Source organism: Vibrio sp. 947, assembly GCF_033339115.1.
Taxonomy (GTDB): domain Bacteria; phylum Pseudomonadota; class Gammaproteobacteria; order Enterobacterales; family Vibrionaceae; genus Vibrio; species Vibrio alginolyticus.
Genome location: NZ_JAWOTX010000010.1, coordinates 129,371 through 155,975 on the forward strand (window position 1 = coordinate 129,371; position 26,605 = coordinate 155,975).

A 26,605-nucleotide genomic window follows, 5' to 3' on the forward strand; every position below is an offset into this window, starting at 1 on the left:
GAAACAAGAGGTTTATATGAAAGACATTATTCAAAGGTTCGGGGCCGCGATGTTTGTACCCGTTCTATTATTTCCAGCAGCGGGCATGTTATTGGGTTTCTCTGTTGTGCTGTTAAATCAAGAAGTGTTTCCTTGGGCACTAGAGGGGAGTGCTTGGGTTAAAGTCTCGACGATCATTTTACAGGCATCACTCGCTGTATTTAAAAATATGGCACTTATTTTTGCCGTTGGGTTACCTATCGCTTTAGCTAAAAAAGCATCTGGTCGCGCTGTACTTGCAACACTTGTTTCCTACATTACGTATAACTACGTTATTGGTGGAATCCTTCAATTTTGGGGGCCAGAACTGGGAGTTAACTATACGGAAGGTGAGCGAGGTTTGACTGAAGTTGGTGGCATTCTAACGCTTGATACCAACTTGCTAGGTGCGATTTTAATTGCAAGTCTCTCTGTTTGGGTTCACAACCGATTCTTTGATAAAAAGCTACCGGATTGGGCGGCTGTATTTGGCGGAACGCCATTGGTTGTGATCATTAGCTTCCCAATTATGGTCGTGATGGCAATTCTAACTTGTTTGACTTGGCCAAGTATTCAGCATGGTATTAATAATCTGCAATCATTTTTGGTTTCTGCTGGATCGTTAGGGGTATGGCTATTTACGTTTTTAGAGCGAATCATGATACCAACGGGGTTGCATCATTTCGTATATGGTCCCGTTTTTTATGGGCCAGTTGCAGTCGATGGCGGAACGGTTGCCTATTGGATTCAAAATATACAGACATTCGCCCAGAGCTCGGAAAGTTTAACGACACAATTTCCTCAGGGTGGTTTGATGTTGACGGGAATGGGTAAAGTGTTTGGTTGTACGGGTATCGCACTAGCACTCTATTCAGTTGCGAAAAAAGAAAATAAAAAGATGGTGATGGGGTTAGTGCTCGGAGCCGCAATCACAGCAATTCTTACAGGGATCACCGAACCAATAGAGTTTACATTCTTATTTATCGCACCTGCGCTGTTTGCTTTGCATGCGTTGTTATCTGCGACAATGGCAACGATCGCCTTTATGTTTGGTGTTTCCGGTAACTTTCAGACTGGCTTGATAGACTTCATTTTCCAAAACTGGTTGCCTTTGGCTGGTAACCATGCAGGAACATACGTGATTCAGATTATTATTGGTCTCATGTTTACTGGTGTTTACTTTGTTACGTTTCGCGCGCTTATTTTAAAATACAACATACTTACTCCGGGACGTGAAGGTGCAGATAGTAAGTTGTATTCCAAAGCTGACTACAAAGAAGCGAAAGCGGTCCATAACAGTAGCGCAAGTCCGTCACAAGCTAGTGCCTTTATTGAAGGTCTGGGTGGAAAAGAAAACATTGAATTGTTAACTAATTGCGCGACGCGTTTGCGTGTTAAAGTTAAAGATGTCTCTCTTGTAAAGGAGAACGCATTTTTCACACAGCACGGAGCGGTGAATATTGTTAGAAATCAAGAGAGCCTTCAAATCATCGTTGGTTTAACGGTGCCACAAGTTCGCGAAGATATGAGCCAACTGATAAAAGCTTAACCCCCAAACTAATGCTCCAGCTCATATGGCTCAAAGGTGAGATATAATTATCTCACCTTTTTTGTGTACATGAAGCATATTTCGCGCAGTTTCCACGAAAGTGGGGAGGAGTTATCGAGCGAGCTAAAAATACAGTTAGGTTATACCCCTCTGTATTGTGGGAAGACTTGTTGAGTCTCTAATTGACAGTGGCGCCACTTTCTATGTTGAAAAGCGTTTTAATTTCTTCCAGCACTTCTGGGTTAGCAATAGCACCAATGTTTTTTACAGCTTGTCCGTTTACCAATTGTTTCACTGCTAGCTCAACCAATTTGCCTGAGCGCGTTTTAGGAATATCACTGATAGCAAAAATTTGTCGTGGGACATGGCGCGGTGAACATTTTGTTTTCAATGTTTGGCGAATTGAATCGGTGAGTTGTTGGGTTAACTCGACGTTGTGAGCGAGTTTTACTAGTAACCAGATTTCTTCAGACTGCTGGTTTAACTTGCCGACAGCGATGGAGTCTTCAACCTCGGGTAACGCGTTCACTTGCTGGTAGATTTCAGCGGTACCGATTCGTACGCCGCCTGGATTTAAGGTTGCGTCACTACGGCCATAAAAAATAAAGCCGCCATGTTCGGTTTGCATCACATCGTCGCCATGGTGCCAGATATCGGTAAACTTGCTCCAATAAGCGTTGTGATAACGTTCGCCGTTGTCGTTCCAAAAACCAATAGGGAAGTTAGGTAGTGAGTTATTACAAGTCAGTTCGCCACGTTTTTGCGTAATAGTATGTCCATCATCCTCTAGAACACGTGCGTCGATTCCCAGCCCTGCGCCTTGGCATTCACCTTTGTAAACTGGTGAGATTGGGTTTCCAAGTACAAAGCATCCGCAAATATCTGTGCCGCCAGCAATAGAAGCGAGATGCAAGTCCTGCTTGATGTGCTGATAGACATAATTAAATTGTTCTGGGTAAAGCACCGAACCAGTTGAGCACAGAGTTTTGAGTGACTTCAAGTTATGTTCTAGTTTTGGAGAGCAGTTCGCATGTTCCAGTGCCTCTAAGTATTTCGCTGAAGTACCAAACAGCGACACGTTATGTTCTTCTGCTAATCGCCATAAGACGGAGTGATCAGGATAAACCGGACTACCGTCGTAAATCACTAAGGTTGCTCCACTCGCAAGAGCGGAAACATGCCAGTTCCACATCATCCAACCACATGTTGTGTAGTAGAAAACCTTGTCTTGCGATTTGATGTCGCAATGCAGTTGATGTTCTTTGAGGTGATTGAGCAAGGTACCGCCTGCGGAATGGAGAATACACTTAGGTTGACCTGTTGTACCAGAAGAATACAAAATGAATAACGGGTCATTAAACAGCGTTGGTTGATATTGAATTGATTGTGGAGAAAAGTGGTGAGTAATATCGGACCAAGAAACAAACTCAGAAGTGCTAGCACTCTCAGCGTTTTGTAAATATTCGATTTGGCATACGCTAATAGTAGTCTCTTCGGAGGCACTGCTTAACTTACTACTAAGAGTGGTGTTCTTGTCCGTCATATCGAAAGCTTTGCCTCCGAACTGGTAGCCATCACAGCAAAAAAGAACTTTCGGTTTGACCTGACCAAAACGCTCTACGACGCTATCGATACCAAAATCAGGAGAGGTTGAAGTCCAAATGGCACCAAGACTGGTGGTGGCCAGCATGGCAATAACGGTTTCAGGAAGGTAGGGCAAATAACCCGCAACGACATCGCCTTTACCGACACCACAATTGAGTAGCCATTGTTGAATGGCGGAAACTTGTTCAAGCAACTGTTTACCGGAGAGTTGTCGGTGTTCACCGCTTTCATTGCTAAAAACAATAAACTCACGCTCTGGTGATTGTTCAGCCTGAGATAGGAGGTTCTCTGCGTAGTTCAGCGTGGCGTCAGCAAACCATACTGTGTCTCTATTTACATGATGATGATTAGAACCTGTTGGTGTCCATTTGGGACTGCCAAGGCTCTTGACTTGCGAACCCATATCTCCGATTACGTTGCAATACTGCCAAGTATGTCGCCAAAATTCATCATTGTGCTCAATGGACCACTGGTGTAGAGACGTGTAATTGTTGAGTACGGCACCTTCGGCTTTGTCTTTATTAACCTTTTCAATGAACCGTAATAAGTTGCTATTGCTGACGCGCTCAGCAGATGGTGACCAAATAGGTGCAGAATTTGGCATAGGTCCCTCTAATTTCAATTCTTTTGAATATGACCAAAACAAAATAAAGGGGCGAACATAGCAGTGTTCGCCCCTTATCTGATCGTTTAAAGTTGTTCGGCAAGCTGAGGTAGTACCTCAAATAAATCACCAACCAATCCATAGTCAGCAACTTCAAAGATAGGAGATTCTGGATCTTTGTTGATCGCGACAATCACTTTGGATTCCTTCATTCCTGCAAGATGCTGGATGGCACCGGAAATCCCAACCGCTATATAAAGCTTAGGTGCAACGATTTTACCGGTTTGACCCACTTGTAAGTCGTTGGCAACAAACCCGGCATCAACTGCCGCACGAGAAGCGCCAATGGCAGCACCTAGTTTATCGGCAACTTGTTCGATCAACGCGAAGTTCTCTTTGCTACCGACTCCGCGTCCACCTGACACAACCACCTCTGCCGCGCTTAATTCAGGGCGCTCTGACACGGTTTTATCGGCAGAAACCAATTCAACCATTGGAGCTGAGATAGTGACCTGCTGATGCTTAATATCAGCTTGGTTGTGACAAGTAACCGGCTCAAACGCAGACGCGCGCACGGTGATGACGCGAACCTTGTCGCTGGTGGTCACTTTGGCAAATGCGTTTCCTGCATAAATAGGGCGGATAAAAGTGTTTTCATCGATAACTTGGACAATATCGGAAATTTGCCCAACGCCGAACTTCGCTGCTACTCGCGGTGCAAGGTCTTTCCCTTTTGATGATGAGCTAGCCCAGATTGCGTCAAAGCCTTCAGCAATACTCACTACAATAGGTGCGATACTCTCGGCAAATTGATGCTTAAGTTGTTCATCATCGACACAAATTACGTTTGATATACCATCAACGCGACAAGCTTGCTGAGCGACTTCTTCACACTGGTGGCCCACTACGATCAAAACATTGTCTTGGCTGACTTGTTTTGCTGCATTAACCACTTTGAGTGTGTCCGCATGCAATTGGTTATTGTCATGTTCTGCTATGATTAAGTTCTTCATGAAATCACCTTCGCTTCGTTACGCAGCTTATCGAGAAGCTCTGAGACAGATTCAACCTTGATGCCACCTTTTCTTTGCGCTGGCGGTGTGACTTCTTGAATGGTTTGGCTAAATACCACTTCAACACCCAGACTGTCAGGTGTGATGGTATCTAACGGCTTGCGCTTAGCTTTCATGATATTAGGCAAAGAGGCAAAACGCGGTTCATTCAGGCGTAAGTCAGTACTGATCACCGCAGGTAAGTTCATCTCGACCGTCATCAAGCCGCCATCCACTTCTCTCACGACCTGAACTTTTTGATCTTCAATCTTCACGTCGGAAGCGAAAGTTGCTTGAGGCCAGTCAAGTAGGGCGGCCAGCATCTGAGCCACTTGGTTGTTGTCCGTATCAATGGATTGTTTACCCGTAATCACAAGCTGTGCTTGTTCTTGCTCAACTAGAGCTTTGAGCAGCTTAGCAACAACTAATGGCTCTATTTTGTCTTCAGTATCGACATGAATAGCGCGATCGGCGCCTAATGCAAGCGCGGTACGTAGTTGCTCCTGACACTGGCTACCGCCGGCACTGACAACGATGACTTCATCTGCAATACCTTGCTCCTTTAGTCGTACGGCTTCTTCAACGGCTATTTCGCAAAATGGATTAATCGTCATCTTGACGTTATTGGTTTCAACATCGCTATGGTCCGCTTTCACGCGAACTTTAACGTAGGGATCAATGACCCTTTTGATTGGCACTAGTATTTTCACGTTAGATTCCTTTTACAGTGAAGACTATGTGTTAACAGTGAAGACGATGTGATGACGTCTTTAAAATGATGTTAATTTACCTTTACGTTTGCGTCAACTTTAAATATATTGTTGATTAACAAGTTGGCAACATGCAAAGAAAAAGGAATGCAATCATGGAAAGAGACTGCATTGAATTTGATGTTCTGATTGTAGGCGCAGGTCCCGCAGGCTTGTCTGCGGCATGCCGAATCAAACAATTAGCAGCAGAAAAAAAACAAGAGCTCTCTGTTTGCGTGGTAGAAAAAGGTTCTGAAGTTGGAGCGCATATTTTATCGGGTGCGGTGTTTGAAACGCGGAGTTTGGATGAGCTTTTTCCCGACTGGGAAGAGAAATGCGCTCCGCTCAATACCAAAGTAAACCAAGATAAAACCTACTATCTAGGCAATGACATCAATGGTCATGAACTGCCTTCTTGGGCGGTGCCTAATACGTTACATAACAAAGGTAATTACATCATAAGTTTGGGCAGTCTATGCCGATGGATGGCGTTGCAGGCTGAGAACTTGGGGGTGGAGGTCTACCCAGGTTTTACCGCCAGTCAAGCGATCATCGATGAAGATAGTCGTGTTTGTGGCGTGATCACGGGCGATATGGGATTAGATAAAAATGGTGAACAAAAAGGAAATTTCGAACCTGGTATTGAACTACGAGCGAAGTTTACTTTATTTGCTGAAGGCGCACGGGGGCATATTGGTAAGCAGTTGATTAACCGATTTAATCTTGCTGAAGAGAAAACGCCTCAACACTACGCTATCGGTTTTAAAGAGCTGTGGGAAATCCCATCAGAGCAGCATCAGCAAGGTTTAGTAGTGCACGGATTAGGTTGGCCGTTATCAAATGAAGCTACAGGTGGCAGTTATCTCTACCATTTAGAGGGAAACCAAGTTGCCGTCGGGTTGATTGTTGACTTGAATTATAAGAATCCGCACTTGAGTCCATTTGATGAGTTTCAACGTTTTAAACACCACCCGTTGATTGAGCAATACCTCAAAAATGGGAAGCGTATTAGCTATGGCGCGAGAGCGATTACCAAGGGCGGCTTTCATTCGCTTCCCACGCAGCAGTTTGCTGGTGGTTTATTAATTGGATGCGATGCTGGAACGCTTAACGGCGCTAAAATCAAAGGCACGCACACCGCAATGAAATCTGGCATGCTTGCCGCTGAAGCAGTATGTGAAGCCCTTGAGTGTCAGTCAGTTACTGCTGATTATCAAAAGCATTTCAAACAGTCTTGGCTGTATGAAGAGCTTTATCAAGCACGTAACTTCTCAAGTGGTATTCACCGCTTTGGATCGTGGCTGGGCGGTGGTTTAGCGCTGCTGGAACATAACGTATTAAAAGGCAAAGCTAAGTGGCATATCCGCTGTGATAAGCCTGATCATCAGTCTCTGTTATTGGCGGAAAACAGCAATGAAATTGTCTATCCGAAGCCTGATGGCGTGTTAAGTTTCGATCGCCTCTCTTCTGTTTATCTATCCAATATCTTCCATGAGGAAGATCAACCATGCCACTTACGACTGGAGAACCAGCGGATTCCTATTGAGCAGAACCTTGAATTATATGCAGAGCCAGCACAGCGCTATTGTCCGGCTGGCGTGTATGAAATCGTACAGGGGGAGCAGCAGCCAGAGCTGCAAATAAATGCGGCCAACTGTATCCACTGTAAGACCTGCGACATCAAAGATCCAAGTCAAAATATTACCTGGATTCCGCCAGAAGGTGGTGGTGGTCCGAACTATCCAAATATGTAAGCGTTTGAGAATAATTTTTATTAACAATTTATTTACTTAAAGTTTGCGTTAGTTCAAATCTTTCTCGATGAACTCGATTGCAACTTAATCTTTCAGGCACTATTCTGATCTTAAATTGACGTTTACGTAAACTGAATACAAAGTTGATGCATAGGTGTAAAAGCGGTTACCAGTATCAAAGTTAGGTTTGATCAAATAGTGCTCAATGGAACGCACTTAAAATAACGAAAGGGAGATCAACTATGGTATCGGAATCGCCTCTGTTGCAGGTAAACGATATTTCATTGGCTTTTGGTGGGGTGAAAGCTTTAACTGACGTGAGCTTCCATGTGAATGAAAAGGAAATTTTTTCAATCATTGGCCCAAACGGTGCAGGTAAAACCTCAATGCTCAATTGCATCTCTGGTCGATACACACCAAATAAAGGCTCTGTAATCTTCGCTGGAGATGACGTAACTAAACGGACACCTAGCCAACGAGCTGAGTTAGGGTTGGGAAGAACCTTCCAAAACTTGGCGCTCTTTTCTCATATGTCGGTACTGGACAACATCATGGTTGGCCGACACCACCTACTGAAAAATAACTTCGTCACGGGGCCACTCTATTGGTTCTCCAATGCGCAGAAAGAAGAGATGGCGCACCGCAAATATGTGGAAGACGTGATCGATTTTCTAGAAATCCAGCACATCCGAAAAGCGACTGCAGGCACCCTATCTTACGGCTTACGTAAGCGTGTAGAGCTTGCTCGTGCCATTGCCTTAAAACCTAAGTTACTGCTGCTTGATGAACCAATGGCAGGTATGAACTTGGAAGAAAAGGAAGACATGGCACGTTACATCATGGATCTGAATGAAGAATTAGATATCACGATCATTATGATTGAGCACGACATGGGCGTGGTCATGGACATCTCTAATCGCGTTTTGGTTTTGGATTTCGGTAAACACATTGCTACGGGTGAGCCTGAAGAAGTGATGGCCAACCCACATGTGAAACAAGCGTACTTAGGCGAAGAGCTACCGACATTAGAGGAGAGTGCATAATGGCACAGCAACATAATGATTGGGCAGATATAACCCGCTTAGATACCTTTCCAAAAGTGTTGCAACACAATGCCAAGAACTGGCCCGAACAAGTCGCAATGCGTGAAAAGGAGTTTGGTATTTGGCGAGAGTTCACTTGGAAAGATTATGAAAACCGCGTCAAGTGGATGGCACTGGCACTACAAGATTTAGGTATTGGCGAACAAGATGTCGTTGGTTTGCTAGGTGATAACCGCCCTGAATGGGTATGGGGCGAGTTAGCGGCACATGCGATCAAAGGTTTCTCGCTGGGCATCTATCAAGATTCCATGCACGAAGAGGTGGCATACCTTATCAACTATGCCAAAGCAAAAGTCGTGATTGCCGAAGATGAAGAGCAATGCGACAAGCTGCTTGAGCTTGGTGATGAAATTCCTAGCGTCGAATACATTATTTACTGCGATCCTCGTGGAATGCGTAAATACGATGATCCAAGATTAATTGATGTTGAACAGGTCTACAAAAAAGGTCAGCTGATTGATAAAGCGGACCCAGACAAATATCTCAATATGGTTGTTGAAACCAAAGGCAGCGATCTTTCAATTCTTTGTACAACGTCGGGTACGACTTCTAAACCAAAATTGGCTCAGCTACACAGTGGCACGTTCTTGGATCACTGTGCGGCTTACTTGCGTGCAGACCCTCGTTCCCCAGGCGACAACTACGTTTCTGTTCTGCCTTTGCCTTGGATTATGGAGCAGGTTTACGTGGTTGGTCAGGCGTTGATTTCTCGTCAAATCGTTAACTTTGTGGAAGAACAAGAAACCATGATGTCCGACTTGCGTGAAATCGGTCCAAACTTTGTGCTGTTAGCGCCACGTGTGTGGGAAAACATTGTGGCAGACGTGTCTGCACGAATGATGGATTCGACACCGTTTAAGCAAAAGATGTACAAACTGGGCATGAGCTTAGCCAACAAAGCGTTAGAGCAGGGCAAACGTTCTAAACTCGCCGAATGGATTCTTTTGCGTGCTTTGCGAGACCGTTTAGGCTTTTCGAACCTAACATCTGCTGCAACGGGCGGGGCGGCGATGGGGCCGGATACTTTCCGTTACCTACAAGCTATTGGTGTGCCACTTAAGCAGCTTTATGGTCAAACCGAAATGTGTGGTGCGTACACCGTCCACCAAGCCGATGACGTGGACTATGATTCGGTCGGCGTTGCGTTTGATAATGCAGAAGTGAAAGTCATCAACCCAGACAGCAATGGCGTTGGTGAAATCATCGCGAAAAGTACAGGCATGTTTACTGGCTACTTAAACAACCAAGCAGCATATGATGAAGATGTTCAAGATGGTTGGATGCACACAGGCGATGCGGGTTATTTTAAAGATTCCGGTCACTTGGTGGTGATTGATCGTCTGAAAGATATGTCGGAAACCAGCCACGGCGACCGCTACTCTCCACAGTTCATTGAAAACAAACTCAAGTTCTCGCCGTTTATTGCAGAAGCCGTGGTGGTAGGTAAAGGTCGACCTTGGCTGTCTGCCATCATCTGTATTCGCTATGCGATCGTCGCGAAGTGGGCAGAGCAACGCGGCTTGGCATTTACCAACTACACCAACTTATCTGCTCAACCAGAAGTGTACCAAGCGATTCGTGAAGAAGTTCAAAAAGTGAACGAATCCCTACCGGATGCACAGAAGATCAGCAAATTCATTCTACTTTACAAAGAGTTGGATGCCGACGATGGAGAGCTAACTCGCACACGTAAAGTACGCCGTGGTGTGGTTGCAGAGAAATACGGAGACATCATCGAAACCATCTACAGCGACGATCCAAAAGTCGATGTCGATACGGTGATCACTTATCAAGATGGCACTAAAACACGCATTCAAACGTCGCTAGTTATTGAAACGCTTATTGAGCATGAGCCAACACTAGTGGATAGCGAACAACGGAGGATCGCATAGTGAATACGGATTTATTACTGCAACTCGTCATTAATGGCGTGATCGTTGGCATGTTGTATGGCGTTGTCGCCATGTGCTTTGTATTGATCTACAAATCGACCCAGGTGGTCAACTTTGCTCAGGGGGAGTTCTTGTTGATTGGCGCATGGGTATGTTGGGCGGCATTGGTACACCTACAGTTACCGTTTTTTATTGGCTTTTTACTCACGCTCGCGTTCATGATGATTTTTGGTATCGCCGTGCAAACCATTGTGCTCAGACCGTTGATTGGTGAACCGATTATCTCTGTGATCATGGTGACCATTGGTCTATCGATGTTTTTCCAAGCACTGATGAAGTGGATATTCGGCGTCTCTGCTGTGTCGTACCCGCAAGTGTTCGAAACCAACGTGGTGAATATCGGAGGTTTGAATGTTGAGTTTGCTTACATTCTGAGCTTGATCTTCTCAATGCTCATCATGGGCGCGTTCTACTGGTTCTTCAAATTCAGCAAAATGGGTCTGGCAATGCGCGCAACGGCATTCAACCAGCAAGTAGCCCAGAGTCTTGGCATTTCCATCAAGAAAGTGTTCGCCATCAGTTGGGCCATTTCGGCAATGGTATCTGCAACCGCAGGGATTGTTATCGGTATCGTTAACGGCGTATCTGACGCGCTATCCATTATTGGTATCAAAGTTTTCCCAGCCGTTATTTTAGGTGGCTTAGATTCGGTGGTCGGCGCAATTGTCGGTGGTATTACCATCGGGGTGCTAGAAAACTTGGCTGAGTTTTTTGATAGCCAATACCTGCAAGTGGGTAACCTGTACAACATCGCACCATTCTATGTGCTGTTAATCATTCTTGCCTTCAAGCCATATGGCCTGTTTGGTACCAAAGATATTGAGCGTATTTAAGGAGAAATAACATGGCTCAACTTAGCATGCGCCCATGTGGGGATTTTCGAACCACATACAAAAGCGATACGCCAATTTTTGAAACCAAAACCATCAGAAGCCTTGCGATTGCTGGTGTCATCGCCATGCTGGCAGCACCGCTGGTCTTGGATATTTACTTCCTAAACCTGTTTATTCAGATTGCATACCTCGGTATCGCGGCATTGGGCTTAAACATTTTGGTTGGTTTTACCGGACAAATCTCGCTAGGTCACGGTGCGTTCTTTGGCTTTGGCGCCTTTGCATCGGCTTGGCTAAATAACCAGTTTAACATTCCAGTCGTGTTTGCGATTCCGCTTGCGGGTTACTTAACCATGATTGTGGGGATGCTGTTTGGTCTGCCAGCGGCTCGAATTAAAGGTTTATATCTAGCTATCGCAACGTTGGCGGCGCAGTTTATTCTAGAGGACTTCTTTGCTCGCGCAGATTGGTTCAGTGGCGGCTCATACGGTGCAAGCGCGAACCCAATTAATTTGTTTGGCTTTGAGTTTACGACCGACGAAAGCTTCTTCTACATCGCTCTGTTTGCGCTGATCTTCATGTATATGTGGGCATCAAACTTAATCCGTTCTCGTGACGGTCGCGCGTTTGTCTCAGTACGAGATCACTATCTGTCAGCAGAGATCATGGGCATCAACCTAACCAAGTATCGTCTGCTCTCATTTGGAGTGTGTGCATTCTATGCAGGCATCGGGGGCGCACTCTACGGACATTATCTAGGGTTTGTATCAGCAGAAGGCTTCACCATCATGATGTCTATCCAGTTTTTGGCCATGATCATCATTGGTGGCTTAGGCTCAGTCAAAGGTACGCTGATGGGGACGATATTTATCGTACTGCTGCCTGAAGTTTTGGAGTTTGGCGTAACGGGGCTTTCAGCGTTTGGTGATACCACCGCTTTCACTGATGGTCTGGCTTACTTCAAAGAAATGGCGATTGGTTTAGTCATCATGCTGTTCCTCATTTTCGAACCTCAAGGATTATCGCATCGCTGGCAACAGATTCGAGCATATTGGAAACACTATCCGTTCTCATATTAACGTGGAATTAAGTGGAATATACCTCAATAACAAGGACAACGAGTTATGAACAAAGGACATTTAGCGACAACGTTGGTGCTGTCATCTGCACTGTTTACTACCGCAACTTGGGCAAAAGATTCTGTGTTTGTCGGGCAATTAGTCGATTTTTCTGGACCAACGGCCTATGTGAGCAAGCCTTATGGTTCTGGCGTGCGAGACGCATTGCGTTGGATTAACCAAAACGGTGGCATTAACGGTACCGAGCTCGAGTTTGAAACAGTAGACATGGCGTACAAAGTACCAGTGGCGATTTCCAACTATAAACGTTGGGTGGCGCGTAAAGACATGGTTGCGCTGCAAGGTTGGGGTACGGCGGATACCGAAGCACTTATTTCGTTTGTTACCAAAGACAAAGTGCCGGTGTTCTCTGCTTCTTACTCTGGTCACTTAACTGACCCAACTGGCAAAAACCCAAAAACCGCGAAACCAGCGCCTTATAATTTCTTTTATGGTGCGTCGTACTCAGATGCGTGCCGTGCGCTAGTTAAGTGGGCGAAAGAAGATTGGGAATCTAAGGGCAATCAAGGTGCGCCGAAATTTACGCACATTGGCGATAACCATCCATTCCCGAATGCGCCAAAAGAAGCGTGTGCAGAGTACGCCAAAGAGCTTGGTTTTGATGTGCAAAACCCAGTCGTTGTGTCACTAAAACCAGGGGACTTCAAAGCGCAATGTTTGTCGCTGAAAGAGTCAGGCACCAACTACGGTTACATTGCTAATATCGGTAGCTCGGTTATCTCACTAGTGAAGTCTTGTAACACGGTTGGGACAGAGTTCCAGTACATGGCAAACATTTGGGGCGGCGACAAGCCAGTGCTTGAAGCAGCAGGCGATGGCCTTAAAGATTACGTTTTCCCAGGTATGACAGCGTTTTGGGGAGATGATAATGAAGGCATGAAACTGGTCCGTGAGATTTCTAAGCAGTCTGAATCAGAGCCGGGCGAATTCAGAACTCACCATTACATTCGCGGTATTTGTTCTGCGTTCTATATGAAAGAAGCAATGGAGTGGGCGAAAGACAACGGTGGCATCACAGGTGAAAACATCAAGAAGGGCATGTATGTCCATGACAACTGGGTACCACAAGGCTTAGAAGGTGTTTGTGTCCCTGCGAACTGGAAACCGGAAGATCACCGAGGCACAACAACCGTGAACGTCTTTATGGGCAACAACGATGGCGGCGCAGTTGATATTAAGAAAGTATCTCAGGTGACATTGTCACGTCGTGACGATTGGCTAGGTTACTAATCTACGACTTATTAATAACAAAGCTTACTGAAAATAAGGATGGGTGAGAGAACACTCTCACCCTAGCAAGGAGTAGCTTGATGGCTGAATTAGCAACGAATATCGAACCGGCAGAAATACTGCTTTCAGTGAACAACATTGAAGTCGTCTACGACGAAGTAATACTAGTACTTCGCGGTGTGAGTTTAGAAGTTCCAAAAGGGCAGATTGTGACCTTACTGGGCGCCAACGGTGCGGGTAAATCCACAACGTTGAAAGCCATTTCTGGTTTATTGAAAACCGAAGATGGTGAAGTGACGCGCGGCGAAATCAACTTCATGGGCGAGCGTATAGACAACAAAAGCCCGGAAGAGATCGTCCGTTCGGGCATCTTCCAAGTTATGGAAGGGCGCCGAATTGTTGAAGATATGACGGTGATAGAAAATCTTCGCTTAGGCGCTTATACACGCACTGACAACGAAGTTGAACAAGACATCGAAATGGTGTTTGACTATTTCCCGCGACTCAAAGAGCGCACTGGCCTGGCGGGCTATTTGTCTGGCGGTGAGCAACAAATGTTAGCGATTGGCCGAGCGTTAATGGCTCGACCGAAGATGATTTTGTTGGACGAACCGTCTATGGGGCTTTCTCCACTGCTAGTTAAAGAAGTATTCAGCATTATTAACAAGATCAACAAAGAGCAAGGTATTACCATGCTTTTGGTTGAACAGAATGCCAACTTCGCTCTTCAAGCGGCCGATTACGGTTACATCATGGAATCAGGCAAAATCGTACTAGATGGCAGCAAGCACGAATTGCTAAACAATGAAGACGTAAAAGAATTCTACCTTGGCGGCGGCGATGAAGATCGCAAGAGCTTTAAGAATCTGAAATCTTACAAACGTCGTAAGCGTTGGTTGTAAGGAGCAAGGATGAACGAACTATTTGATGCGAAAGAATCGTTGTCTCTACAGGCGCGAGAAGAGTCGCTGTTTCAACGTCTGCCAGCGCTGATTGAAAATTCGAAAGCCAATAGCGAACATTACGCAGCGCATTTTTCTGAGTTTGATCCTATATTGGCAAACAATCGTGAAGGGCTTGCTCAGCTCCCGATTACACGTAAGTTCAATGTACCTAATCAGCAGCAACTTAAACCGCCGTTTGGTGGCTTAAATAGCGTTGCCATTGGTCAAATGGCGCGCGTATTCCAATCTCCTGGGCCGTTGTATGAGGCTCAAACGGATGAGGCCGATTTCTGGCGTATGGGGCGCGCGTTTCACGCTGCTGGGTTCTGTGCGGGTGATTTAGTGCATAACACGCTCTCTTACCATTTCTCTCCTGGCGGATTTATTATGGATGGTGGCGCAAGGGCTTGTGGCTGTACGGTATTTCCGGCTGGAGTAGGCAATACCGAAGCGCAAATAGAGGCAATTAAACAGCTTCAACCTAATGGTTACACTGGTACACCTTCGTATTTGCTGACGTTGCTACAAAAGTATCAAGAGAAATACAATGAGCTGCCTAGCTTTGAGAAAGCTCTGGTCTCTGGTGAAGCGGTTACAGCAGACATGGAACAGATGTTTGAGGAAAAAGGCATTGCAGTCTTTCAAGCCTACGCAAGTGCAGAGCTTGGTTTGATTGCTTATCAAGTGTCTGGTGAACAAGGATTAGTGATTGCCGAAGATATTATTGTTGAAATCGTTGATCCTGATGGTGTTCCTGTACAACCGGGAGAAGTCGGTGAAGTCGTTGTAACGTCGCTCGATGAGAAGTTCCCGCTGATTCGCTACGCAACGGGAGATTTATCGGCATACCTAGAAACGGGCTCGGATTCGCTACGCACGAATGCACGAATTAAGGGCTGGATGGGACGAGCAGACTCCGCGGTGAAAGTAAAAGGGCTGTTTGTTTATCCGCATCAAATCCAAGAAGTCTGTCGTCGCCACGATATTAAAGGCTCCTTGAAAATTGAGCGCGATGGCTTCAACGATGCCATTACTTTCTGTTGTCATGATGTGCATGTATCAGCAGAGGACATTCAAGCAACACTCCAGTCTGTCACTAAACTGAAAGGCAATGTCCAGTTTGTACCGAACCAAGCGGAGCAGCCGTTAATCAATGATCTTCGCAGTTAACTCATTGGTGGCATAAGTGCAGTAGAAAGTGGTTGTCATAAAAAACTAACAACGTCAGACAAAAGGCTAGAAAAGGGATACCACATTGCGCTGCGTATCCCTTTATTTTTTACTACCGCAATCAGGGAGCGGGTAAATGAAACAGGCACCAATGATTAACACACAATTCTGGGATGATTTGTTTATCCGAGGCACTATGCCTTGGGATGCCCAATCGACACCTCAAGAACTCAAGGACTATCTCGACAATTCACTTCATGTAGGCCAGTCAGTGTTTATTCCTGGGTGTGGTGCCGCTTATGAACTGAGCACTTTTATTCAATATGGGCATGACGTGATCGCGATGGATTACAGCCAAGAAGCGGTAAAAATGGCGCAATCAGCGTTAGGTAACTACAAAGATAAAGTCGTATTGGGCGATGTATTTAATGCCGATTTTTCTCACTCGTTTGATGTCATTTACGAGCGGGCCTTTCTCGCAGCACTACCGAGAGACATGTGGTCAGAATATTTCTCTATGGTGGATAAATTGTTGCCAAGCGGAGGTTTTCTAATTGGTTTTTTCGTCATTGATGATAATTACCTATCACGCTTCCCTCCATTTTGTTTGCGAAGTGGGGAGTTGGAGGGTTATCTAGAACCGGCGTTTAAGCTTGTGGAATCCTCAGTGGTGGCAAACAGTGTTGAGGTTTTTAAAGGCAGAGAACAATGGATGGTGTGGCAGAAACGTTAGTCGCTTTTAATCTTTTTGAAGAAGTATTCGCGGAAACTTTCTGGTTCTTTGTGAATCGCTGATATATAAGTCTTTACTCTATGCCTGATGGAATGCTCACATAGTTTGTCGGTTTGTGTGAAAAATTAATTTCTCGTTGCTGGTTTTAAGTTGTTGAGATATCTCTAACAGCGGTTGAGTGGTTGAGTGGTTGAGTGGTTGAGTGGTTGAGTTTATTGCTGGCACGGGTTATGTGCTCAGAGCGTAAAGCGACAGATCAGCATCGATCCGAAAGGTAGTAGAACGTCTCTTACTGATCTGTCTATATCATGCTTATACTATTTTAGGTTGACCATCTGATGCGGTGGCACCGCCGTCTACAGGTAGGTTTACGCCATTAATGAAAGATGCGTCATCACTTGCCAAGAAAGTCACGACAGACGCAATTTCTTCAGGTTCGGCTGCTCGGCCAAGCGCAATGCGCTCATTGAATTTATCGCGGATGTCCTGCGGCCAGCCGTTTGTCATGTTGGTTTTTACTAAACTTGGGCATACGGCGTTAATTCTTACCCCATCCGCACCATGGTCCAATGCCATCGCTCGGGTAAGGTTCACCACTGCGCCTTTACTCGCGCAATAGAATGCGGCACCCCAGTCACCACCCAAACCGGAAACGGACGCGGTATTTACCATACAACCTTTCGTTTTTAAGAGTTCAGGTAAAGCAAATTTCGCGCAATAAACAACACCATCAATGTTTACACCAGAGATCTTCTTCCAGTCTTCCACACTACCTTCAATCACGGTACCAGGGACATGTACGCCAGCATTGTTTACTAAAATATCCAGTTTACCGAAACGGGTAACAACATCAGAAATCAGTGCTGCGACTTTGTCTGGATCAGAAACATCAATGGAATGCGCAGACACACGCTGTTTATCAAAGCCCTCAACGGCGTTTGCCAACTGCTCTTCATTCCAATCGGCAAGAGCGACGTTTGCGCCTTCTTCATACAAACGTTTTGCGATGGCCAAACCAATGCCATTGGCAGAGCCAGTCACGAGTGCGACTTTATTTTTTAATCCTCTCATGCGATTTCTCCTTCGAAACTTACAAAAACGGGATCTTGATTTTTCTCTGTGCGCGGCAACATCAGTTTGTCGTTGTCGCTGTAATCTACGGGGATAGCCACCACTGCTGGTCCTTCAACGTCCATGGCTTTATTCAATGTCGGTAGCAATTCGTGTTGACTAGTCACTGCGAAGCCTTTCGCGCCAAATGATTCGGCGTAGGCCTTGAAATCAATTGGTCCAAATTTCACACCAGAGCAGCGCTGATATTTGTTGATCTCTTGCATTTCTACCATGTTGTAGGCGTTATCAACCCACACAATATGGACGATATTGCAGTTCAGTCTAACCGCGGTTTCTAACTCCATGCTCGATTGCATAAAACCGCCGTCTCCTGATATCGATACCACTTTGCTACCAGGTTTTAGTAGGCTGGCACCAATGGCCCATGGTAGTGCAACGCCCATCGTTTGTTGGCCGTTAGACACCAGCATTTGGCGAGCTCGAAAACAGCTTAAGTAACGAGCGATCCAGATGTGGAAGCTCCCCATATCAAGGCATAGCGTGGTATCTGGTGTGATGATGGATTGCATGGCTTTAATTAGCGCCAGTGGATGAAACCCTTGCTTGTTATAGACATTGGGATAGGTCTTGATCACTTGCCGTTGCAGTGCTACCTCTTCCAGTACTGAAAGTGCCGTTGGGGAAAGGCGAGCATATTCAGAGATATAGCTGCCCATTTTGTCTAATGACTGCGCAATGTTTCCGACGATTTCAACACAAGGTTGATAATTAAGTTGGTATTCTGCTGGTTCAATATCGAGGTGAATCACTGGGTTGCGGTGGCTGTTCCAAAGCTCAGGGTCATACTCTATTGGGCTAAAGCCGATGGTGAGAATTAAATCGGCGTCCCGCAGTAAAACATCGCCAGGTTGGTTATTAAACAAACCGACACGCCCAGCAAAGTGATGATAGTAATTGATGTCTACCGTGCCGGCGGCCTGGTAAGTGCCGACAACGGGTAGCTGCGTATTTTGAAGAAATCGGGCGATAGCAGCAGCGTTTTGACTGCGGCTCGCGTGAAGGCCAAGTAAAACCACACAGCGCTTTGCTTTACTGATTCGACTGACCGCTTCTTCGATTGCTGCGATGTCTGCGCAACCAGGCTGTGTGTAAGGCGAGGGGACAATAATGTCCGTTTGGGTTTGCTCGGATAAAACATCTTGGGGGAGACTCAAAAAGCAAGCCCCAGGACGACCTGACTCTGCGATACGAAATGCGTTCGCCATGATCTCGCTTGCGGCGTCCACATGCTGCACTTCAGCACTGAACTTGGTTATAGAGCGAAAAATACTGACGGTATCCATGCTCTGGTGTGTTTGTTTTTGCTGGTCAGTTCGTTTCACCGCACCACCGATAGCAATCAGCGGATCGCCTTCGGAGTTTGCTGTTGCAACCCCCGTAACTAGATTTCCACAGCCAGGGCCTGACGTAACCATCGTGACGCCTGCTTTGCCGGTTAGTCTTCCCATAACGCCCGCCATAAATGCGCCGTTAGCCTCGTGACGTACAGGAATCATTTGGATGTTAGTGTCTTCAATCGCATCGAACAGTCGATCGATTTTTGCACCGGGAATACCGAATATGTACTTAATGCCGAGAGACTCTAGCTGTTGAGCGATCAACTGAGCTCCATTTTTATTTGAAGGTTTGGATTGCATTTGTTGTCCTTATTATTTGCCTGACTTTGTTACTTTTCCGCCTTTTCTATGGCGGTATTTATATCTTCCGGAGCCAAATTGGCGCTGAGAAAGTCTGTCGATACTGGGGTATCAATCACTAGCCGTGAGACTTTGCCAATCTGGAGAAATCCTGACGAAATGCTGTAATCCTGGATATGACCACCTCCTTGGCGGTCATCGGTAATAAAATGTTCGTGATAGCCGGGTACATTGATGCCAGTCGTATATTTAGGACTGCGAAAGCCGGCGACCACGCCTTGCTTATGCGTGAAGCGGAATGTTGGTTGTTCTTTGACCACTTCAAGCATTGGTCGATAAGGGCGTGTTTGTTTAGGTACGGTACGAGTACGAACTGAATCGAAAACACCATCAATGCGCACTGCGCAAAATAGGTTATCGCTTGGAACCAGGTCGTCTATGAGGCTATGGACTTCATGACGTGACATGCGCGATGTCAGTGGCAGCTCGATATCAGGCTTAAAAAAAGTCATGACAGCAAAGGGCGTTTTTTGCGCCAGGTCTGCCGGGTTTGCGGAGCCATCCGACTTGAGTTGAAAAACTTCCTTATCAAACGCAATCAACTCACCATCCAATTCATTGAACGTACCTAAACCAAAATCCCCATGTTTCAGCAGTTCTTCTATGGTTGTCGAGCCTTCGTAAACACCAGCGATCAAAGCACTCATTAACGAAGTCTGATAAATCTCACCATCTCCGGTAACATGATGGTATTCAGAAAATTCTTTCGCTACTTCAAGCGAACAAGCGCATAGAGGGTTATAAAATCCACGCATGAGTAAGACCAGTTATGCAATGAAGAGTATATTTAGATTGACTTCTACACGGTGCTAAATCCAATATAAAAAAGATTTATTTTGATATGGAAAATATATGGAATTTCGCTACCTGAAGTATTTTGTCGCGGTCGCCGAGACTCGTCACTTTACCCGAGCAGCTGAACAGTTAGGGATTGCGCAACCTCCTTTGAGTCAACAAATCAAAAAGCTAGAGCACGAGCTTGGCGTGGACTTATTTAAGCGCTTGTCTAGAGGAGTAGAACTGACTCATGCAGGGCAAGTCTTTTATTTGGATGCGGTAAATATTCTTGCTGATGTGGAACGCGCTAAAGCAAAAGCCCGACAGATTGCCCGTGGTGAAAATACGCAGGTTAAAATTGGGTTCGCGACGTCAACATCAACCTGCATTAAGGTATTGGAGAGGATTGGGCGTATTCAAGAGAATGGGGTTCATTTACAGACGGCGGAACTGTCAATGCCAGAGCTTGCCGCTCAGTTAAAAAGCAAACAACTTGATCTCGCAATCATGCGGCTACCCTGCTACGCCAGTGAGCCTTTTGAACACAAGGTGTTGTTTAACGACCCGTTTGTCGCAGTGATTCCGGCGGGGCACGAACTGGCAAAATATCCCTGTATCCAGATGAAACAGTTGAGAGGCCATAAAATTTTACTGTTTCCACGAGAGACGGGCCCCGCATTGTTTGATGGCATGAGCACACTTTTTGCCGACGCAGGAGTAAGGCTCGAACCACAGTTCGCAGCACCGCAACTTCGTACGACGATTGCCATGGCGCAGGCCGGGTTAGGTATTGCTCTCGTTCCGCGCTCACTGGCTGAACATCTCGATGATTCCGCGACAGTCGCCGAGATTGAGGATATCCCTCTCACTAGTCGTGTTGTTGTTGCTTGGGAGGCATCTAATCTCAATAAACAAGCGTTAAAAGTAGCCATGCACATCGGTCATGTTGAGGCTCTGCTTTAGGCCAAATCATTAGCTCAACACCGCTTGATAAAAAGGCTTCGTTTTATAAACGTTTTTGTTCTTTGGTGATCCAAATACGATATACACTTAATAAGTTGTATCATATTTTCATTGTGATTTGTTTCACGTTAGAGCTGTTTAAATAGATATTATTTTATCAATATTTACAGTATGACCCATCAATAATCATAGAATTTTAAATTCCAGTTAGACTTGAATGTATTGAGAGAGTAAAAGTTAACTCAGTTTCATATGTCAGCCAGCTGGAAGGAATTGAAAGTGTTAGATACAAGTGTCCAAGAGACATTAATTAACGGCATTGAATTAGATATTGATATTACTCCGACTTTTTCACTTGCTGCTCAGCAAAACTCTTATCCAATAATTAAGTCTATCCGAGTGAGTTACCCTAAAAAAGAGGAACAAGAATCCCCCATATATCGGTCGCTTGTTCTTAAACTCGAAGGAGTTGAAGGCTGGCTAGATGAAACATCATGGCATATTGATCGCTTAGAGCCTGGTGAGGTAGTAAGTTTAAAAGTAAAAGAGTTACAGTTTCCCTTTGATAAGCTGTTTGGGTTAACTGAAGAAGTAAAACTATCTTTGTTTTTTAAATTGATGAGTGACGATGGAGAGGTACTCAAAGAGTGTAAAGTTCCTCTTGATGTTCTGCCTGCTGATTATTGGGGCGGAGAGATCCGTCAACCAGCTCTGTTAGGTGCATTTGTCAAGCCCAACGGTGTATATGTTGAATCTCTTATTCACAAGGTTACACAAGTTCTTGAAAAAGGTGGCTATGGGCGCTCTGTCGATGGCTATCAGTCGAATACACGTGAAAAGCCGTACCTAATGATCGCAGCTTTGTGGAACGTAATTTTTCAAGAAAAGCTAGCTTATGTAAGCCCGCCTAAGGGGTTTGCGAAATTGGGTCAGCGCGTTAGGCTGCCTTCTGATATTAGTAATTCCAGAATGGCGGCTTGTTTGGATTTGTCTGTGTTGTTTGCTAGTTGTATCGAAGCAATGGGTTTGAATCCTGTCGTGGCAATCACGGAAGGTCATGCTTTTGCGGGTGCTTGGCTTATTGATGAAAGATTACCTATCTTAACAAATGATGACCCTCAGGATGTAAGAAAACGGATAGATAACCGTGATCTAGTGTTGTTTGAAACGACTTTAGTTACTAGTGACTCTCCAATTACTTTTGAGCAGTCGAGAGAGCATGCTCGAGAATTGCTATCAGAAGAACATGAAAAACAGTTTGTGATGGTCATTGATATTGCTCAAGCGAGAGCGCAAGCGATAAAACCACTCTCAACCGTAGAAGCTACACGAGAAGAAAAAACGTCAGAAGATACTTCAGTTGAGCTGATGTTACCTGTTGTTCCACCTTTACCCCCTGTGCGAAAAGAAGAACAAGTTATAGAGGAAACTCCAGAAACTAGGATCGATACTTGGTCACGCAAGCTTCTTGATTTAACAAAGAAAAATAGCCTTATTAACTTTAGTGACCGAGCCATTGCGATCAAATTATATTGTCCTGATATTGCTGCGATCGAAGATATGTTGGCAGATGGCGTAAAATTTAAGTTTCAGTCTGCACAGGAAAGTCCTTACTTTGACTCTGAGCGCGATAACGAATTGTTTCGTCTTCAGTCCGGGTCTGAGCTCCATCGAAGCTACGCGTTCAATCAAATTCAGAATAAGATTCTGATTGCTAATCAGTCACCTAATCGATTAGAGCGAAACTCTATAGAGTTGTTCCGAAAAGCAAAAAATGATCTGGAAGAGGGTGGTTCGAATACGCTTTTTCTAGCGCTTGGCTTTTTGAAATGGAAAGAGAACCCAGAAGATACAAGAAGTTATAAAGCTCCTCTATTATTAATTCCCGTAAAGCTTACCCGTCGTAGTGCTCGTGCGTCTGTTTACGTCGAGCAACTTCAAGAAGAAGAACCAATTTTTAATCTTACTCTTATTGAGTTTCTGCAATCCGAGCATGATATCAACCTAAGTGAATTTCGAGATGAATTACCGATGGATGATAGTGGTATAGATGTACCTTATGTATGGCACAGAGTAAGAGACGCCGTTAAGGAACAAGCTGGTTTTGAGTTAGTGGAAGAGCTAGTTTTAGGTTCTTTCTCTTTCGCTAAATATCTGATGTGGAAAGATCTTAAAGATCGGTTAGATGATCTCAAGGAAAATTTATTTGTTAAGCATTTAGTTGATAACCCTAGGGACCCATACCCCCAAGAGAGCTCGTTTATCGAACGAGAAGAAATTGATGAGAAATTAGATCCTGCCTCGATTTATACTCCTTTGAACTGCGACAGTTCTCAGTTGGTTGCAGTGGATGCTTCTGCTCGTTCACAAGATTTCGTTCTGGAAGGGCCTCCAGGAACCGGAAAGTCAGAGACTATCGCTAATATCATTGCTCATAATATCGGGCTCGGGCGAAAAGTACTCTTTGTCGCGGAGAAAATGGCTGCACTGAATGTGGTATATCGCCGTTTACAGAAAGTAGGTTTGGATCATCTTTGCTTGGAACTACATAGCAATAAAGCGAACAAACGAGCAGTTCTTGAACAATTAAATAAGGCATGGCAGAAAAGAGAGGGTTTAAGCTCTGAGGAATGGGAAGCGAATATTATAGAGCTCAAGTCGAGGAGAGATGAGCTTAACAATTATGTTCGTGCTTTACATGGAAAATCGGCATTTAGAATCTCAGCCAGAGACGCTATCTCTACCGTTGCATTAAATGGTGAAACCTTAAAAGTCAAGCTAGATTGGCTCCCTGACATAACAGCAGCTCCTATTTCTACAAAAGAGGATTTAGTTAGGATTAAAGAGTTAGTCGGGAGGCTAGCACTAGCATTCTCTGATATTAAGGGCTTGAACATCAACGCATTTATGCCAGTTTTTGCTACTGAGTGGTCGAATGTTTGGCAGTCTAATTTACTTGCTGTTATTGATGACTGGTTAAAAAACTACGATGTTTTAATAGATTGGACACAACAGGTTCAATCGAGTTTTTCACTTACCTCGATACGCCAAACGCTTAAAAATGTTGAAGCACTAGAAAGTGCTTATGAGTTGGCAATGATCGCAACGTTTGAAGATATTGCATTCGCTGTAGATTCTGGTTCAAAAGAACGAATTGCAGCCATTCAAGAGTTGTCGGTATTAAAAGCAGATTACGACCAGCAGCTTAAAGACATATCGCATGGCGTGACTAGCGACAACTTGTCTAAGTTACCCACAGAGAGATGGCTACAATTGGCTGAAGAAGCTAAAACAAGTTGGTTTAAAGCAATATTTCGCAAGCGTAAGATAAATCGCGAAGCGAAAGAGTTTGGTCTGTCTCAAATTGAAGATTTGTTACTTCTTGAAAAAATTGCGACGGTTCAGAAGCTCAAGAGCTCAATAGAAGAACATATCAACATTATTGGGGACTACTCGGTCTGGAAAGGTTGGGATACGTCTCACGAAATATTAGAAAGCACTGCAGTAACAGGAAAAAAAATTCGTGAGATTGTATCTAACCTAGTTAGCTTGACTGATGAACCCTCTGAAATATTGATTGCGATAAGAAAATGGTTTGTAGATGGGAGAGAGTTTTTAGAAGAGTCGAAAGTATATTCAAGCCTAAATAACTTTTCCAAGGCGGTAAAAGAATTCAAAAACTCGAATTCGATTGTTGCGGAACTTGGAGTCAGTATACCCGAGCAAGCTGAACTTGAATCACTATATCGGAATTTTAATGATATAAAGACTCAGTCAAACAAGTTGAAAAACTGGTGTGAGTGGCAATCAGTCAAGCAGAAGGCGTATGACAATAAGCTTGATGTAATGGTTAAAGCTCTGGAATCAGGAGTAAGTAACCCTGAAGAGTTAAATGAGCAATTTCGAGTTGCTTTTTCTTATTGGCTCGCCCCACTTCTTATTGATGCCAGCGATGAGCTTCGAAAGTTCAAAGCTTCAACGCATGAACAAACAATAAAAGAGTTTCAAGTGGTAGACGAACGTGTTGCTAAGATTACAAGCGATTACGTGGTTGCACTTGCTTCGAAGAGTGCTCCTACACAACAATCTATGGAGCAGAGTTCGAAACAATTTGGTGTATTAGCTAAAGAGCTTCAGAAAAAAACTCGGCATATACCAATCCGAAGTTTGATTAGCGAGCTAGGTCATTCGTTATTGGATTTGTGTCCATGTTTAATGATGTCACCATTGTCCGTTGCTCAGTTTTTGCCCTCTGATTTCAGAGGATTTGACTTGGTTGTTTTTGACGAAGCATCACAAATGACCACTTGGGATTCGGTAGGTGCTATAGCGAGAGGGAAAAACGCAATCATTGTCGGTGATCCAAAACAGATGCCCCCAACAAACTTTTTCTCTGCTCGAGGGAATTCGGATGATCCAGATGAAGAAGATCTAGAGTCTATTCTTGACCAAGCGCTTGCTGCGAGGTTACCGCTTAAAAGGTTGATGGGACATTATCGAAGTAGGCATGAAACCCTTATTGCTTTTTCAAATAATAAATATTATGAAAATTCATTAGTAACTTACCCTTCTTCAGAAACAAAAGATTCAGCAGTTTCTTTGCATCGAGTTAATGGAATTTATGCTAAAGGAGCGGGTCGCAACAATACGGCTGAAGCAAAAGCAGTCGTAAATGAAATTGTTCGAAGATTACTGGATAAATATGAACAAGATAAGTCTATAGGTGTAGTAACTTTAAATACTGATCAGCAAAGAACGATTGAAGATCTGTTAGACGACGCAAGAAGACAAAACCCTGCTATCGAAAAATACTTTCAAGAGGGGTCAGGAAGAGATCCTGTTTTTGTTAAGAACCTAGAGTCAGTTCAGGGTGATGAGAGAGACGTAATCATGCTCAGTCTCGCGTATGGTCCTACGGAGCCAGGAGCCAAAACAATGAGTATGAATTTTGGGCCACTCAACAAAAGCGGGGGAGAGCGCCGCTTAAATGTTGCGATTACTCGCGCAACCACGGAGGTTGTTGTCTTTAGTAGTTTTGACTCTTCAATGATTGATTTAAGCAGAACGAACTCGGTTGCCGTTGAGCACTTAAAACACTTCCTTGAATTTGCAGAAAAGGGGCCAATTGCTTTATCTGAGATTGCTTCTGCAGAGCATGGAGTCGATCAATTTGATAGTGATTTTGAAGAAGCGGTAGCTCAAGCTTTAAGAATTAAAGGTTGGAAAATACAAACACAAGTAGGAGTAAGTAAGTTTAGAGTTGATCTCGGAGTACTTCATCCAGACAAGCCTGGCAAGTACATAGCTGGTGTTGAGTGTGATGGGGCTACGTACCACTCTTCTCCTGCAGCCCGAGATAGAGATCGGGTAAGACAGATAGTTTTGGAAGGCCTAGGATGGAATATTGTTAGGTTATGGTCGACGGATTACTTTATTGATCCTGAATATGCAATTGAAAACATTGACTCAAAACTTAGAGAAATACTTGAAGTGGAAAGGGAGCGAGACATACTGCTAGAAGCAGAAGCAGAAGCAGAAGCAGAAGCAGAAGCAGAAGCAGAAGCAGAAGCAGAAGCAGAAGCAGAAGCAGAAGCAGAAG

18 protein-coding genes are annotated in these 26,605 nt (G+C 44.6%); 12 read left to right on the forward strand and 6 right to left on the reverse strand.

Features of this window, described 5'->3' with window-relative positions:
• Positions 1–16 precede the first annotated feature (16 nt).
• Positions 17–1,567, forward strand: coding sequence for an alpha-glucoside-specific PTS transporter subunit IIBC (locus R7Q39_RS14675; protein WP_054576204.1), 1,551 nt, complete (start codon positions 17–19; stop codon positions 1,565–1,567).
• Positions 1,568–1,745: 178 nt separating this feature from the next.
• Here the strand turns inward: R7Q39_RS14675 and R7Q39_RS14680 are convergent, their stop codons facing one another.
• The 3 genes from R7Q39_RS14680 to R7Q39_RS14690 all read right to left on the reverse strand — a co-directional run bounded on the left by R7Q39_RS14680 (position 1,746) and on the right by R7Q39_RS14690 (position 5,538).
• On the reverse strand, positions 1,746–3,776 hold the full coding sequence (locus R7Q39_RS14680; protein WP_318076405.1) for an acetoacetate--CoA ligase: 2,031 nt from the start codon (positions 3,774–3,776) through the stop codon (positions 1,746–1,748).
• 86 nt (positions 3,777–3,862) lie between these two features.
• Complete coding sequence (locus R7Q39_RS14685) at positions 3,863–4,789, reverse strand: electron transfer flavoprotein subunit alpha/FixB family protein (RefSeq protein ID WP_062731039.1); 927 nt, start codon at positions 4,787–4,789, stop codon at positions 3,863–3,865.
• Positions 4,786–5,538: an electron transfer flavoprotein subunit beta/FixA family protein gene (locus R7Q39_RS14690; RefSeq protein ID WP_238970465.1), complete on the reverse strand. Its 753-nt coding sequence runs from the start codon at positions 5,536–5,538 to the stop codon at positions 4,786–4,788. Before R7Q39_RS14690 ends, R7Q39_RS14685 begins: the two co-directional genes overlap by 4 nt.
• A gap of 155 nt (positions 5,539–5,693) precedes the next feature.
• On the opposite strand from R7Q39_RS14690, the gene R7Q39_RS14695 reads away from it, so the two are divergent.
• From R7Q39_RS14695 to R7Q39_RS14735, 9 genes are all read left to right on the forward strand, one after another.
• Positions 5,694–7,331 carry an electron transfer flavoprotein-ubiquinone oxidoreductase gene (locus tag R7Q39_RS14695; protein WP_318076406.1) on the forward strand — a complete coding sequence of 546 codons (1,638 nt, stop codon included), beginning with the start codon at positions 5,694–5,696 and terminating at the stop codon, positions 7,329–7,331.
• Positions 7,332–7,573: 242 nt separating this feature from the next.
• Positions 7,574–8,374 carry an ABC transporter ATP-binding protein gene (locus R7Q39_RS14700; protein WP_005373297.1) on the forward strand — a complete coding sequence of 267 codons (801 nt, stop codon included), beginning with the start codon at positions 7,574–7,576 and terminating at the stop codon, positions 8,372–8,374.
• Positions 8,374–10,326: a long-chain fatty acid--CoA ligase gene (locus R7Q39_RS14705; RefSeq protein ID WP_005382741.1), complete on the forward strand. Its 1,953-nt coding sequence runs from the start codon at positions 8,374–8,376 to the stop codon at positions 10,324–10,326. The genes R7Q39_RS14700 and R7Q39_RS14705 overlap by 1 nt, the downstream gene beginning before the upstream one ends.
• On the forward strand, positions 10,326–11,219 hold the full coding sequence (locus R7Q39_RS14710) for a branched-chain amino acid ABC transporter permease (protein ID WP_005373295.1): 894 nt from the start codon (positions 10,326–10,328) through the stop codon (positions 11,217–11,219). The genes R7Q39_RS14705 and R7Q39_RS14710 overlap by 1 nt, the downstream gene beginning before the upstream one ends.
• Positions 11,220–11,230: 11 nt before the next feature.
• Complete coding sequence (locus R7Q39_RS14715; protein ID WP_005382737.1) at positions 11,231–12,298, forward strand: branched-chain amino acid ABC transporter permease; 1,068 nt, start codon at positions 11,231–11,233, stop codon at positions 12,296–12,298.
• Between the two features lie 45 nt (positions 12,299–12,343).
• Positions 12,344–13,588: an ABC transporter substrate-binding protein gene (locus R7Q39_RS14720; protein WP_005373285.1), complete on the forward strand. Its 1,245-nt coding sequence runs from the start codon at positions 12,344–12,346 to the stop codon at positions 13,586–13,588.
• An 80-nt stretch (positions 13,589–13,668) separates the two neighbouring features.
• Positions 13,669–14,490 (forward strand): ABC transporter ATP-binding protein, encoded by an 822-nt coding sequence (locus R7Q39_RS14725; protein ID WP_005373283.1) that lies wholly within the window; start codon positions 13,669–13,671, stop codon positions 14,488–14,490.
• A 9-nt stretch (positions 14,491–14,499) separates the two neighbouring features.
• On the forward strand, positions 14,500–15,702 hold the full coding sequence (locus tag R7Q39_RS14730) for a phenylacetate--CoA ligase family protein (protein ID WP_053349213.1): 1,203 nt from the start codon (positions 14,500–14,502) through the stop codon (positions 15,700–15,702).
• 136 nt (positions 15,703–15,838) lie between these two features.
• The gene (locus tag R7Q39_RS14735; protein ID WP_047101308.1) at positions 15,839–16,435 is read left to right on the forward strand and encodes a methyltransferase domain-containing protein; all 597 of its coding nucleotides are present in this window, start codon (positions 15,839–15,841) and stop codon (positions 16,433–16,435) included.
• 312 nt (positions 16,436–16,747) lie between these two features.
• Here the strand turns inward: R7Q39_RS14735 and R7Q39_RS14740 are convergent, their stop codons facing one another.
• The 3 genes from R7Q39_RS14740 to budA are packed head-to-tail and all read right to left on the reverse strand — an operon-like array spanning position 16,748 to position 20,021.
• Complete coding sequence (locus R7Q39_RS14740) at positions 16,748–17,506, reverse strand: SDR family NAD(P)-dependent oxidoreductase (RefSeq protein WP_047101310.1); 759 nt, start codon at positions 17,504–17,506, stop codon at positions 16,748–16,750.
• A complete protein-coding gene (alsS, locus tag R7Q39_RS14745) occupies positions 17,503–19,206 on the reverse strand; it encodes an acetolactate synthase AlsS (protein ID WP_047008215.1) in 1,704 nt (567 codons plus the stop codon). Before alsS ends, R7Q39_RS14740 begins: the two co-directional genes overlap by 4 nt.
• Positions 19,207–19,235: 29 nt before the next feature.
• Positions 19,236–20,021, reverse strand: coding sequence for an acetolactate decarboxylase (budA, locus tag R7Q39_RS14750; RefSeq protein WP_137282721.1), 786 nt, complete (start codon positions 20,019–20,021; stop codon positions 19,236–19,238).
• A 97-nt stretch (positions 20,022–20,118) separates the two neighbouring features.
• Between budA and R7Q39_RS14755 the strand changes: the two genes are divergently transcribed.
• Both R7Q39_RS14755 and R7Q39_RS14760 read left to right on the forward strand, forming a co-directional pair.
• A complete protein-coding gene (locus tag R7Q39_RS14755; protein ID WP_062731034.1) occupies positions 20,119–21,006 on the forward strand; it encodes a LysR family transcriptional regulator in 888 nt (295 codons plus the stop codon).
• Between the two features lie 279 nt (positions 21,007–21,285).
• Positions 21,286–26,605 (forward strand): DUF4011 domain-containing protein (locus tag R7Q39_RS14760; protein ID WP_318076407.1); only part of this gene is annotated, 5,320 nt, incomplete at its 3' end.